The 12,464-nt window shown below is 71.0% G+C and carries 12 protein-coding genes; 7 read left to right on the forward strand and 5 right to left on the reverse strand.

What is annotated here, in order from left to right; genetic code table 11:
* Positions 1-199: 199 nt before the first annotated feature.
* Both GTY47_RS21185 and GTY47_RS21190 read right to left on the reverse strand, forming a co-directional pair.
* A complete protein-coding gene (locus GTY47_RS21185) occupies positions 200-1,369 on the reverse strand; it encodes a family 2 encapsulin nanocompartment cargo protein polyprenyl transferase (protein ID WP_010047517.1) in 1,170 nt (389 codons plus the stop codon).
* A gap of 111 nt (positions 1,370-1,480) precedes the next feature.
* Positions 1,481-2,887, reverse strand: a complete 1,407-nt coding sequence (locus GTY47_RS21190; protein ID WP_010047518.1) for a family 2B encapsulin nanocompartment shell protein — start codon at positions 2,885-2,887, stop codon at positions 1,481-1,483.
* Positions 2,888-3,178: 291 nt separating this feature from the next.
* Between GTY47_RS21190 and GTY47_RS21195 the strand changes: the two genes are divergently transcribed.
* Both GTY47_RS21195 and GTY47_RS21200 read left to right on the forward strand, forming a co-directional pair.
* Positions 3,179-3,649, forward strand: coding sequence for a DUF6010 family protein (locus GTY47_RS21195; RefSeq protein WP_010047519.1), 471 nt, complete (start codon positions 3,179-3,181; stop codon positions 3,647-3,649).
* Between the two features lie 4 nt (positions 3,650-3,653).
* A complete protein-coding gene (locus GTY47_RS21200; protein WP_010047522.1) occupies positions 3,654-4,562 on the forward strand; it encodes a pyridoxal-phosphate dependent enzyme in 909 nt (302 codons plus the stop codon).
* 94 nt (positions 4,563-4,656) lie between these two features.
* Here GTY47_RS21200 and GTY47_RS21205 read toward each other — a convergent pair whose 3' ends face one another.
* A complete protein-coding gene (locus GTY47_RS21205) occupies positions 4,657-6,255 on the reverse strand; it encodes a Na+/H+ antiporter (protein ID WP_010047525.1) in 1,599 nt (532 codons plus the stop codon).
* Positions 6,256-6,317: 62 nt separating this feature from the next.
* Here GTY47_RS21205 and GTY47_RS21210 point away from each other — a divergent pair, with 62 nt between their 5' ends.
* From GTY47_RS21210 to GTY47_RS21220, 3 genes are all read left to right on the forward strand, one after another.
* Positions 6,318-6,578 carry a UBP-type zinc finger domain-containing protein gene (locus GTY47_RS21210; RefSeq protein WP_010047527.1) on the forward strand — a complete coding sequence of 87 codons (261 nt, stop codon included), beginning with the start codon at positions 6,318-6,320 and terminating at the stop codon, positions 6,576-6,578.
* Positions 6,579-6,838: 260 nt separating this feature from the next.
* Positions 6,839-7,252 (forward strand): hypothetical protein, encoded by a 414-nt coding sequence (locus GTY47_RS21215; RefSeq protein WP_003992877.1) that lies wholly within the window; start codon positions 6,839-6,841, stop codon positions 7,250-7,252.
* 17 nt (positions 7,253-7,269) lie between these two features.
* A complete protein-coding gene (locus GTY47_RS21220; RefSeq protein WP_010047529.1) occupies positions 7,270-8,409 on the forward strand; it encodes an RNA polymerase sigma factor SigF in 1,140 nt (379 codons plus the stop codon).
* Between the two features lie 3 nt (positions 8,410-8,412).
* Here the strand turns inward: GTY47_RS21220 and GTY47_RS21225 are convergent, their stop codons facing one another.
* Positions 8,413-8,862 carry a hypothetical protein gene (locus GTY47_RS21225; protein WP_029181718.1) on the reverse strand — a complete coding sequence of 150 codons (450 nt, stop codon included), beginning with the start codon at positions 8,860-8,862 and terminating at the stop codon, positions 8,413-8,415.
* Positions 8,863-8,978: 116 nt separating this feature from the next.
* On the opposite strand from GTY47_RS21225, the gene GTY47_RS21230 reads away from it, so the two are divergent.
* Together GTY47_RS21230 and GTY47_RS21235 are read left to right on the forward strand one after the other, a co-directional pair.
* On the forward strand, positions 8,979-9,947 hold the full coding sequence (locus tag GTY47_RS21230; protein ID WP_010047534.1) for a diacylglycerol kinase family protein: 969 nt from the start codon (positions 8,979-8,981) through the stop codon (positions 9,945-9,947).
* Between the two features lie 319 nt (positions 9,948-10,266).
* Entirely contained in the window at positions 10,267-10,524 is a 258-nt protein-coding gene (locus tag GTY47_RS21235) for a WhiB family transcriptional regulator (RefSeq protein WP_003992873.1), read from the forward strand.
* 193 nt (positions 10,525-10,717) lie between these two features.
* On the opposite strand, the gene GTY47_RS21240 is transcribed toward GTY47_RS21235, so the two are convergent.
* Entirely contained in the window at positions 10,718-12,184 is a 1,467-nt protein-coding gene (locus GTY47_RS21240; protein ID WP_010047549.1) for a PAS domain-containing sensor histidine kinase, read from the reverse strand.
* Positions 12,185-12,464 lie beyond the last annotated feature (280 nt).

The following is a 12,464-nucleotide window of genomic DNA, read 5'->3' on the forward strand; positions in this document are numbered from 1 at the left end:
GAGGGCGGGCCCCGCACACCGTGGGGCAGTGCGGGGCCCGCCTGTCCGGAGGCGCGGGACCGTACGGAGTCAGGAGCCGCACGGCCCCGGCGCTCCGGGGTCCTGCCCTTCGGTCACCCGAAGGTCCGTCAGGTGCCGCCGAGGGCCCGTGGCCGCACCGCCGGCCGTTGCCGACGGCCGATTTCCGCACCGTCGGCCGTCAACTGCTGCGCCGTGTCACGAACTCGGCGAGGGCCAGCAGACCGCCCGCCGCCTCCGGGTCCGGCACCGCGCGGGCCAGTTGCTGCATCGCCAGAGCCATCCGGTCGGCCGCCTGGTTCTGCGCCCAGTCACGGCCGCCCGCCCGCTCCACGGTCAGGGCGATGTGGTCGAGGTCCTCCTTCTCGCTGGGTCGTGCGTACAGTTCGGCGAGTTCCGCGGCCGCCGGCGTGCCGGAGGCGAAGGCCGCCACGACCGGCAGGGACTTCTTGCGGGCGGCCAGGTCCGCGCCGACGGGCTTGCCGGTGCGGCGCGGGTCGCCCCATATGCCGATGACGTCGTCGATGAGCTGGAAGGCGAGCCCGGCCTCCCGGCCGAACGCGTCCAGCGCCGCCACGTCCGCGTCCCCGGCGCCCGCGTACATCCCGCCGATCGCGCAGGCGGTCCCCAGCAGTGCGCCCGTCTTGGCCTCCGCCATGGCGAGCACCTCGTCGAGCGTGACCTCGTCGGGACCGCGCCGCTCCATGGCCGTGTCCGCGTGCTGTCCCGCGCACAGTTCGACGACGCAGTCCGCGAGCCGGGCGGTGGCGGCCCGGCTCGCCGGATGCGGGTCCTCGGCGAGCAGCCGCATGGCCAGCGCCTGGAGGGCGTCCCCGGCGAGGATCGCGTCGGGGTCGCCGAACACGGTCCACGCGGTGGGCCGGTGCCGGCGGGTGGTGTCCCGGTCCATCACGTCGTCGTGCAGCAACGTGAAGTTGTGGACCAGCTCCACCGCCGCGGCCGCCCGGACCGCCGCGGCCCGTGCCTCGGGTCCGCCGAGGGCGGCCGCTGCGGCGAGGACGAGCGCGGGCCGGATCGCCTTGCCGGAGCCGCCCTCGGCCGGTGTGCCGTCCGCCTGCTCCCAGCCGAAGTGGTAGAGCGCGATCCGGCGCATCGGCCCGGGCAGCGAGCCGAGGGCGTCCCGCAGGACCGGGTCGACCTCCGTCCGGGCCCGCTCCAGGAGCGTGACCGCCTCGTGGACCTCGGCCGGTCCCGGCCGGCCGTCGCGCTGTGTCCCGATGAGCCCCCGCCTTTCCGGCGCCCCGGCCGCACGCCCGGGCTCGGTACCGCGCTGCCCACCGGGAGTGGGCAGCGTCGTCTCCGTCCCGAGATCCGTAAGGGACTCACCCATGGAACCGCCTCGGAGAGTGAGTGGACGGTGGCCCTTCCGCTGCCGCTGGGCGCGTACCCCGAGGGTGTACCCGCCCTGCCGGGCGCGGACACGGCCGGCGTACCGGATGCGTCACCGCCAGCGGCCGATCTCGACGTTCTCCAGGACGCCGAGCGCGTCCGGTACCAGCACCGCGGCCGAGTAGTAGGCCGTGACCAGGTACTTGATGATGGCCTGTTCGTTGATGCCCATGAAGCGCACCGACAGGCTCGGCTCGATCTCGTCCGGGATGCCGGAGGCCCGCAGGCCGATGACGCCCTGGTCGGCCTCGCCGGTACGCATGGCGATGATCGACGTCGTCCGCTCCGGGGTCACCGGGATCTTGTTGCACGGGTAGATCGGCACGCCGCGCCAGGTGGGGATGCGGTTGCCGGCCATGTCGATGGTCTCGGGGACGAGCCCTCGCTTGTTGAGCTCGCGGCCGATCGCGGCGATCGCGCGCGGGTGGGCGAGGAGCAGTTTGGTGCCGCGGCGCCTGCTGAGCAGTTCGTCCAGGTCGTCCGGGCTGGGCACGCCGTCGTGCGGCTGGATCCGCTGGTCGTATTCGCAGTTGTGCAGGAGACCGAAGTCGCGGTTGTTGATGAGCTCGTGCTCCTGGCGCTCCTTCAGCGCCTCGACCGTCAGCCGGATCTGCTGCTCGGTCTGGTTCATGGGCTGGTTGTAGAGGTCGGCCACGCGCGTGTGGATGCGCAGGACGGTCTGGGCGACGCTCAGTTCGTACTCACGGGGCCGGGCCTCGTAGTCGACGAAGGTGTGCGGGATGTCCGGCTCGCCGGAGTGGCCGGCGGCGAGGTCGATCTCCTTCTCGCCGTACTTGTTGGAGCGCTGCGAGGGGATCGAGCGGCGCTGCTGGAGGTGTTCGCGCAGCGTGTCCGAGCGCTCGGCGATCTGCGCGAACTCCGCGCGGGGCAGGACCAGGACGGTGCAGGTGGTGAGCGCGCGGGCCGTGTACTCCCAGATCGCGTCCTCGTTCAGCAGCGCGTCGTCACCGAAGTAGGCGCCGTCGGCGAGGACTCCGAGGGACTCCTCGTCCCCGTACGGGCCCGTGCCGACCTTCTCCACACGGCCGTGCGCGAGCAGGTACACCTCGTCGGACGGGCTGCCGAACGAGGCGATCACCTCGCCCGCGGCGATCTCCCGCTGCTCGCAGCGCCGGGCGATCTCGAAGAGCACCTCCTCGTCCTCGTACGACCGCAGCGCGGGCAGTTCACCCAGCTCAGCGGGGATGACCTCGACGCGGTCGCCGGTCTTCACGAACGTCAGCCGACCGTCGCCCACGGCGAACGTCAATCGCCGGTTCACCCGGTACGTACCACCCTGGATGTCGACCCAGGGCAGCATGCGCAGCAGCCAGCGGGAGCTGATCTCCTGCATCTGCGGCACGGACTTGGTCGTGGTGGCCAGGTTCCGCGCGGCCGCCGTGCCGAGACTCTGCTGCGGCTTGGTCTGCTCCGTGCGGACCTCTTCGCCTACCGACATAGAGAACTGCCCTCCCGGTTGTGACCGACGCCCATATGCCTCGGGCATCGATGTGCGCGCCCAAGCCTTCCTCACACCGTGGCGTGGTGCTATTACCCGAAAGAGGGGGAATGGATCATCGTACGACTGGGCAGGGGGCGCGAATTCCCGCCCGGTCACGGGAGGCACGGCCGGCCCCGGACCGCTGGCGACAACCCGTGGGAACCTGTCGGTAATGCCGCTGGGGAGCGTGCGGAACCGGACCTAGCGTGGTGATCCGTTCCTTCCACCGACTCCAGAAACGGCCCATCCATGCAGTACGTCGCGCCGATCGGCATCGGCATCCTCTACGCCCTGTTGATGTCCCTCGTCCGCGAGCCGCACCGGCGGCGCCTGAACGCGGTCATGGTCGGCGGCGCGGGAGCGGCGTACCTCAGCGGCGGCGGCACGGGCGGCTGGGAGTTCCTCTTCACCGCGCTGCTCACCTACGTCGCGTTCCGCGGTCTGGAGTCGTGGACGTGGATCGGCATCGGCTGGCTGCTGCACACGGCGTGGGACATCGTCCACCACATCAAGGGCAATCCGATCATCCCCTTCGCCCACACCTCCTCTCTGGGCTGCGCCATCTGCGACCCGGTGATCGCCCTCTGGTGCCTTCGGGGCGGCCCCTCACTCATCGGCCTCGTACGCGACCGCCGCCGGTCCGGGCGGCCGCAGCCCGGGCCGGATCCGCGGGAAGGCGTCAGCCCCGGGTCCCCCTCCCTCACTCCCGGGGGACAATGACCCGGTGACCAGCCCCGACGTCCCCGGACTCGCCGCACTGCACCCCCGGCTGCCCTCGCCGGTGCAGGAGGTCGTGGACAGCCGGTTCGAGCGTCACGGCGTCCGGCTGGTGCTGAAGCGGGACGACCTGATCCACCCGGAGCTGATCGGCAACAAGTGGCGCAAGCTGGCGCCGAATCTCACGGCCGCGGCCGGCCGTACCGTCGTCACCTTCGGGGGCGCCTACTCCAACCACCTGCGTGCCACGGCCGCGGCCGGCCGGCTGCTCGGCATCCCCACGATCGGAGTCGTACGCGGCGAGGAGCTGGCCGGCCGGCCCCTCAACCCCTCGCTGACCCGCTGTGCGGCCGACGGCATGCGGCTGCACTTCGTCGACAGGGCTGCGTACCGCCGCAAGTCCGAGCCGCGGACCCTGGCCGCGATCCTGCGCGCGGTGGACGCCGCGGAGGCGTACGTCGTCCCCGAGGGCGGCAGCAACGCACAGGCGGTACGGGGCTGCCGGGCACTCGGCGCCGAGCTGCACGACCAGGGCGATGTCGTCGCCGTGGCCTGCGGCACCGGTGGCACGCTGGCAGGGCTGGCGGCGGGACTCGCCCCCGGACAGCGTGCCCTCGGTGTCCCGGTCCTCAAGGGCGGCTTCCTGACCACCGACGTCGCCTCCTTGCAGCAGCAGGCCTTCGGCGGCCCGCGCGGCACCTGGAGCCTCGACGACCGCTTCCACTTCGGCGGCTATGCGCGCGTGCCCGACGAGCTCGACGCCTTCGCCGCGGACTTCGAGCAGCGTCATGGACTACCCGTCGAACGCCTCTATGTCGCGAAACTGCTGTACGGACTCGTCGCCCTGGCCGGCGAAGGCGCCTTCCCGCGCGGGACGACGGTGACGGCTGTGATCACCGGCCGGCCTTTCCCGTGACGCTCGCCGGTCCGGCGACGCCGCCGCCCTTCCCGTCACTCCCGCCGCCCCTCCCCTGACGCCCGGCAGCGTGTCCGTGCCGTCCGCCCCTCCCCTACGCCGTCTCCCGGAAGGCAGCCGCCTCCTCCAGGTCCAGCCTGCGCAGCAGCGTCCGCAGCATCTCGTCGTCGATGTACCGCGCGTCCCGGAGCTTGACGAACACCTCACGCTCGGCGCTGATCATCTCCCGGGACAACCGCCGGTACGTGTCGTCGACGGACTCCCCCGTCACCGGGTTGGCCTGCCCGAGCCGTTCCCAGACGGCGTTGCGGCGGCGCTCCAGGACGATGCGCAGCCGGTCGGCGAGCGGAGCGGGCAGGGCGTTGCGCTCGTCGGTGAGGAGTTCGTCCAGGCGCCGCTCGGCGGCCCGGGAGGCCTGGGCCTGGGCGTTGGCCTCGGCCAGCGTCTCGGCCTGTGCGTCCCGCCCGGGGAACTTCAGGAGACGGATCAGCGGGGGCAGGGTGAGGCCCTGCACGACCAGCGTCCCGATGACCGTCGTGAAGGTCAGGAAGAGAATGAGGTTGCGGTGCGGGAAGGGCTCCTCGCCGTCGTGCAGGGTGAGCGGGATCGAGAAGGCGATGGCCAGCGAGACCACGCCCCGCATACCGGCCCACGCGATCACGAACGGCCCCCTCCAGGTCGGATTCGCCTCCCGCTCCCGGATCCGGGCCGACAGCAGCCGCGGCAGGAAGGTCGCCGGGTACACCCACACGAACCGGGCCGCGACGACCACCAGGAAGACGGCGACCGCGTACCAGGCGGCCAGGGCCCCCTCGTACTCCCCGAGGCCCCTCAGCACCACCGGCAGCTGGAGTCCGATCAGCGCGAACACCGCCGACTCCAGGACGAAGGCGACCATCTTCCACACCGCCTCCTCCTGGAGCCGCGTGGCGAAGTCGACCTCCCACGCGCGGTGTCCCAGGTAGAGCGCGACGACCACGACCGCGAGGACGCCGGAGGCGTGCACCTGCTCGGCGACGGCGTACGCGACGAACGGGGTCAGAAGGGAGAGCGTGTTCTGGAACAGCGCCTCCTTCACGTGCGTGCGCAGCCAGTGGATCGGCGCCATCAGCACGAGCCCGGCCACGACACCGCCGACCGCCGCGAGCAGGAACTCGCCTATGCCACCGGCCCAGGTCGCGCCCTCGCCGACGGCGGCGGCGAGGGCCACCCGGTAGGCGGTGATCGCGGTGGCGTCGTTGAGCAGGGACTCGCCCTGGAGGATCGTGGTGATCCGCGACGGGAGCCCGACCCGGCGGGCCACGGCCGTCGCCGCGACCGCGTCCGGCGGCGCCACCACCGCCCCGAAGACCAGGGCCGCGGTCAGCGGCAGGTCCGGCACGAGCAGGTAGAGGGCCCAGCCGACGACGAAGGTCGCGAAGAGCACGTACCCGACGGACAGCAGCGCGACCGGCCGCAGCTGCGCCCGCAGGTCGAGGTAGGAGCTGTCGGTGGCGGCCGTGTGCAACAGCGGGGGCAGGAGGAGCGGCAGGACGACATGCGGGTCGAGGGTGTAGTCCGGCACGCCGGGGACGGAACTGACCGCCAGCCCGACCGCCACCAGCAGCAGCGGCGCGGGAACCGGTGTGCGCCTGGCCACCGCGGCGATCGCGGCACTGCCCGCCACCAGCAACAGCAGTGGCATCACGTCCATCGTTCTCGCCCGCCCTCTTTTTTCCACGCGGTCTTCTGCGCGACCGTCGTAACCTGGCAATCATGAAACAGTGCACGCACGCCGACGCGCTGCCGCACCCCGAACCCGTCCCGCTCAGCGAGACGTGTCCGGAGTGCCTGGCGGAGGGCATGGATCCGGTGCAACTGCGGCTGTGCCTGAGCTGCGGTCACGTCGGCTGCTGTGACTCCTCGCCGGGGCGGCACGCGGCGGGGCACCACAAGGAGTCCGGGCATCCCGTGATGCGGACCCATGAGCCCGGGGAGACCTGGCGCTGGTGCTTCGTCGATCATGTCCTGGTGTGACTCGACAGGACCCCGGCGCCGGACGGTTCGACCGTCTGACGTCTGGGTACGTCAACCCGGCGCGCGCTCTTCCCTTTTGGGCCCGCCAACCCCCTAGACACGGAGCGTATCCACAGGTTTACTGTGAGTGACGGCAAGGGGTTGGGGTCCCGGGGACAGGACCGTTGAGAGCGCGATAGCGTCACCGCTGAACCACGTATCGCGTTACCCCGGGGGGCGACCCTCGGCCCTGAAACGCTTGTACCACCATGGAGGTGAGGGTGTCCCAGATCGCAGGCGAGCCCGCGACCCAGGACTTCGTGGAAGTCCGGCTGCCGGCCGCGGGTGCCTACCTGTCGGTGCTGCGTACGGCCACGGCCGGTCTCGCGGCCCGTTTGGACTTCACCCTCGACGAGATCGAGGACCTGCGCATCGCGGTGGACGAAGCCTGCGCGATCCTGCTCCAGCAGGCCGTGCCCGGCTCCGTACTCAGCTGTGTCTTCCGCCTCGTCGACGACTCGCTCGAGGTCACTGTCTCGGCGCCGACCACGGATGGTCATGCCCCCTCGCGGGACACCTTCGCCTGGACGGTCCTGTCCGCTCTCGCGGGCAAGGTCTCCTCCGCCGTGGACAAGGACAAAACCGTTTCGATCAGCCTCTACAAACAGCGCGGCGCGGGACCCGGGCCGGCGTGAGGAACGAGGACGGGCCGGTGCGGGACGAAGAGCGCGGCACACGAGAGCTGCCGGCCGAGGGCACGGCCCCGGGCACGGCGCCCGGCGGCACCCGGCGCATGGCGGACGGCATCGACGGCATCCCCGAGCAGGCCCGCCCGCATCCCGAGGACGACTCCGCGAGGGCCGTCGTCCCGGGCGGCGAGCGGCGGGACCCGGACGGGGCCGTGCGGAGCGCGCCTCCGGGCGGAGGGATCGCGGCATCTCCTGCCCAGGGGGGTCCCCCCACTCGCGTGAAGCCGGGAGTGGAGGAGGAGGCGAGGGCTCGGGGAAGGGCGACGGGCGGGACGATGAGCGAGCACGAGCGACACTCCGAGGACGCAGCGCCGCGCGCGCACCACACACAGGGTGCGCAGCACGGCTCCCCGGACCGCAGCGGGGCGCGCGACATGTTCCTCAAACTGCGCACCCTGAGCCCCGGCAGCCCCGAGTACGCGGAGCTGCGCAACCAGCTGGTCCGCATGCACCTGCCGCTCGTGGAGCATCTCGCGCGGCGCTTCCGCAACCGCGGTGAGCCGCTGGACGACCTGACCCAGGTCGCCACGATCGGGCTGATCAAGTCGGTCGACCGCTTCGACCCGGACCGCGGCGTGGAGTTCTCCACGTACGCGACCCCGACGGTCGTCGGCGAGATCAAGCGGCACTTCCGCGACAAGGGCTGGGCGGTGCGCGTCCCGCGCCGCCTCCAGGAGCTGCGCCTGTCACTGACCACGGCCACGGCCGAGCTCTCGCAGCTGCACGGCCGCTCCCCCACGGTCCACGAGCTCGCCGAGAAGCTCGCGATCTCGGAGGAGGAGGTCCTGGAGGGCCTGGAGTCCGCCAACGCGTACTCCACACTGTCCCTGGACGTCCCCGACACCGACGACGAGTCACCGGCGGTCGCGGACACCCTCGGCGCGGAGGACGAGGCGCTGGAGGGCGTGGAGTACCGGGAGTCCCTCAAGCCGCTGCTGGAGGACCTCCCGCCGCGCGAGAAGCGGATCCTGCTGCTGCGCTTCTTCGGCAACATGACCCAGTCGCAGATCGCGCAGGAGGTCGGCATCTCGCAGATGCACGTCTCGCGGCTGCTGGCGCGCACACTGGCGCAGCTCCGGGAGAAGCTCCTCGTCGAGGAGTGACGGCTACTTCTCCGTAGCGCCGGGGTTGCCGGGCCCGCGGATCCCGAGGGCCCGGGTCGTCTCGGGGTTCACGAGCAGGACGAGCGCCGCGACGGCCACGACCGCGAGGGCGATCCCGGCCGGAATGGCCATGCTGTCGGCCTGGAGCAGGTTGTAGGCCACCGGCAGCGCCATGAGCTGGGTGATGACGGCCGGGCCGCGGCTCCAGCTGCGGCGGCCGAGCAGCCCGCGCGCGGCGAGCAGCGGCAGCAGAGCGAGCACGACGAGCGTGATGCCCCCGGTCACGGCCTGCTGGCGGTCGTCCGGATGACCCGTGAGGCCGAGGACGAGGATCCAGACGCCGCCGACGACCAGCGCGAGCCCCTCCAGTGCGGCCAGCAGCGCGGCGTACGTCAGCCGCCGCGGACGGGGGCCGGTGATGTCCGGGGTGGTGGGGGTCTGCTCACTGCTCACCCCTGAAGGGTAGCCCTGGCCGTACGCGCCCCTCATGGCGAGGTTCACCCCTGCTCTCTTACCTGATCCCTACCTCGGTCTGGGCCAGGTACCACCCAGTAGGTACGCTGCCAGTCATGCGTGCACTTCTCGTGGTCAATCCGGCGGCAACCACCACAAGTGCGCGCACACGCGACGTACTGATCCACGCGCTCGCCAGCGAGATGAAGCTGGAAGCGGTCACCACCGAGTACCGCGGCCATGCGCGCGACCTGGGCCGGCACGCGGCGGAGAGCGACGACATAGACCTGGTGGTGGCCCTCGGCGGTGACGGCACGGTCAACGAGGTGGTCAACGGCCTCCTGCACGCCGGCCCCGACCCGGGGCACCTCCCCGGCCTCGCCGTGGTCCCGGGCGGCTCCACCAACGTCTTCGCCCGCGCTCTGGGCCTGCCCAACGACGCGGTGGAAGCAACCGGGGCTCTGCTGGACGCCCTGCGCGACGGCAGCGAACGCACCGTCGGCCTGGGCCTGACCTCCGGCACTCCGGGCACGGAGGACGAGGCGGTGCCCTCCCGCTGGTTCACCTTCAACGCGGGGCTCGGCTTCGACGCCGGTGTGGTCGGCCGGGTGGAGCAGCACCGCGAGCGCGGCCGGAAATCCACACACGCTCTTTACGTCCGGCAGGTCGTGCGCCAGCTCCTCGGCGAACCGAACCGCCGGCACGGGACGATCACGCTGGAGCAGCCCGGCGAGGACCCGGTCACCGATCTGGTGCTGTCCATAGTCTCGAACACCTCCCCGTGGACGTTTCTGGGGAATCGCCCGATCTACGCGGCGCCTAAGGCCTCGTTCGATACCGGACTCGATCTCTTCGGCCTCAGCCGGCTGTCCACGGCGGCGGTTGCCCGGTATGGCACCCAGTTGCTCACTTCGTCCCCCGAGCGCGGACCCCGCGGCAAGCACGCGACCTCTCTGCACGATTTGACCGAGTTCACCTTGCATTCGAAGGTGCCACTCCCCCTCCAGATGGACGGTGACCACCTGGGGCTGCGAACAAGCGTGACGTTCACAGGCGTACGCCGTGCACTGCGTGTGATTGTGTGAGCAGAACTGGCTAAAGTCCTTTCACTCGAACGTTTAGGCCAGGATCCACCCCATGGAAGTACGGCTGTGACCTAGTCGACACCGAAGAATCAAAAAAAACTTTCCAGAAGGGGTTGTATCCGCCGCTGAGGTTTGCGAGTCTCTACGTGGCGATCGGGACGGCCCGCAACACCGGCCTCCACTGATCACCAGAACCCCTCTTCAACTCACAGGACCCACGCCAGGGAACCTGGCGGTCGGCCCTTCACTTGTTGAGGGATTCGTGAAAGCGTTCACATTCACAAGCACCTGCACGTAATACCAAGGAGAGGTAGCAGCCATGGACTGGCGTCACAACGCCGTTTGCCGCGAGGAAGACCCCGAGCTCTTCTTCCCCATCGGCAACACCGGTCCTGCGCTGCTGCAGATCGAGGAAGCCAAGGCCGTCTGCCGTCGCTGCCCGGTGATCGAGCAGTGTCTGCAGTGGGCGCTCGAGTCCGGCCAGGACTCCGGCGTCTGGGGTGGTCTCAGCGAGGACGAGCGCCGCGCCATGAAGCGCCGCGCCGCCCGCAACCGGGCCCGTCAGGCCTCCGCCTGACAACCCACCCCTGCTGACAGCCTGAGCTTGGCGGCGCGTGCAGCGAGCACGCATCTCCCGCCCCCGAGCCGCAGCGCGCAGTTCCCCCGATGCGCTTAGTTAAGCAGCAACGAGCTTTAGCCCCGGGCCATTTACTGGCCCGGGGCTCAATGCTTTTGTGGGTCGCTTCCGAGGGCCCCGGATGCTGCTGCTTCTACTTCCGCGCCGGCACCGGGATGTCGAGGATCACGCGGGTGCCGCGCTCCGGGGCCGGGACCATGTCGAAGGTTCCCCCCAACTCGCCCTCCACGAGCGTCCGTACGATCTGGAGGCCGAGATTGCCCGCGGTCTGCGGATCGAAGCCTTCCGGCAGGCCGACGCCGTCGTCCTGGACGGTCACCAGCAGGCGGGCCTCCTTGGAGGTACCGCCGCGGACCGCCGACACCTCGACCGTGCCGGTGTCGCCCTCGCGGAAGCCGTGCTCCAGCGCGTTCTGAAGAACCTCGGTCAGCACCATCGACAGCGGAGTGGCGACCTCGGCGTCGAGGATGCCGAAGCGGCCGGTGCGCCGGCCGGTGACCTTGCCCGGGGAGATCTCCGCGACCATGGCCAGGACCCGGTCGGCGATGTCGTCGAACTCGACGCGCTCGTCCAGGTTCTGGGAGAGCGTCTCGTGCACGATCGCAATCGATCCGACGCGCCGCACCGCCTCCTCCAGGGCCTCGCGGCCACGGTCGGATTCGATGCGCCGGGCCTGGAGGCGGAGCAGCGCCGCCACCGTCTGCAGGTTGTTCTTGACGCGGTGGTGGATCTCCCGGATCGTCGCGTCCTTGGTGATCAACTCGCGTTCCCGGCGACGGAGTTCGGTGACGTCACGGAGCAGGACCAGCGAGCCGATGCGGGTGCCCTTGGGTTTGAGGGGGATCGCGCGGAACTGGATGACCCCGTCGCTGGCCTCGATCTCGAACTCGCGCGGTGCCCAGCCGCTGGCGACCTTGGCGAGCGCCTCGTCCACCGGCCCCCGGGTCGGGGCGAGTTCGGCGGTGGTCTTGCCCAGGTGCTGGCCGACGAGGTCGGAGGCGAGGCCGAGGCGGTGGTAGGCGGACAGCGCGTTCGGGGAGGCGTACTGGACGATGCCGTCGGCGTCGAGCCGGATCAGGCCGTCGCCCACCCGGGGGGAGGCGTCCATGTCGAGCTGCTGGTTCGCGAAGGGGAAGGAGCCGGCCGCGATCATCTGCGCGAGGTCGGAGGCGCTCTGGAGATAGGTGAGCTCCAGGCGGCTGGGGGTGCGCACGGTGAGGAGGTTGGTGTTGCGCGCGATGACACCGAGGACGCGCCCCTCGCGCCGTACGGGGATCGACTCGACCCGGACGGGGACCTCTTCACGCCACTCGGGGTCCCCTTCGCGCACGATGCGGCCCTCGTCGAGGGCGGCGTCCAGCATCGGGCGGCGGCCACGCGGGACGAGGTGGCCCACCATGTCGTCCTGGTAGGACGTCGGACCGGTGTTGGGCCGCATCTGCGCGACGGACACGTACCTCGTGCCGTCGCTGGTGGGGACCCACAGCACCAGGTCGGCGAAGGAGAGGTCGGAGAGCAGCTGCCACTCCGAGACCAGCAGGTGGAGCCACTCGAGATCGGTGTCGTCGAGGGCGGTGTGCTGGCGTACGAGTTCGTTCATGGAGGGCACGTGAGCGAGCGTACCCGGGGGTTTGTACGGCTCTGAAATGTACCGGCTCGGACAGGTACGGGCTCCTGGAACACCCGCGGGCCGCGGCGCCTGAGAGGGACCCTCAACCCTCCCGGCACCGCAGCCCGGAGCAGTATCGGCCGTGGGGTGTGCGGTCCCGGTCGGCCGAAGGACGAGGACCCGGGGCAGTCAGGGCAGAGAGCCTCGGTTCCTCTGTCCGCCTTCCTGTGCGGGGAAGGCGGAGGCTGGTGCGCGCTGCACACGCGCTCTC

The organism is Streptomyces sp. SID5464 (assembly GCF_009862985.1).
Classification (GTDB): Bacteria; Actinomycetota; Actinomycetes; order Streptomycetales; family Streptomycetaceae; genus Streptomyces; species Streptomyces chartreusis_D.

Bases quoted from the DNA above. Each gene is read 5' to 3' on its own strand.
- GTY47_RS21185 (WP_010047517.1), bottom strand. From the start codon at position 1,369: ATGGGTGAGTCCCTTACGGATCTCGGGACGGAGACGACGCTGCCCACT.
- GTY47_RS21190 (WP_010047518.1), bottom strand. From the start codon at position 2,887: ATGTCGGTAGGCGAAGAGGTCCGCACGGAGCAGACCAAGCCGCAGCAG.
- GTY47_RS21195 (WP_010047519.1), top strand. From the start codon at position 3,179: ATGCAGTACGTCGCGCCGATCGGCATCGGCATCCTCTACGCCCTGTTG.
- GTY47_RS21205 (WP_010047525.1), bottom strand. From the start codon at position 6,255: ATGGACGTGATGCCACTGCTGTTGCTGGTGGCGGGCAGTGCCGCGATC.
- GTY47_RS21210 (WP_010047527.1), top strand. From the start codon at position 6,318: ATGAAACAGTGCACGCACGCCGACGCGCTGCCGCACCCCGAACCCGTC.
- GTY47_RS21230 (WP_010047534.1), top strand. From the start codon at position 8,979: ATGCGTGCACTTCTCGTGGTCAATCCGGCGGCAACCACCACAAGTGCG.
- GTY47_RS21235 (WP_003992873.1), top strand. From the start codon at position 10,267: ATGGACTGGCGTCACAACGCCGTTTGCCGCGAGGAAGACCCCGAGCTC.
- GTY47_RS21240 (WP_010047549.1), bottom strand. From the start codon at position 12,184: ATGAACGAACTCGTACGCCAGCACACCGCCCTCGACGACACCGATCTC.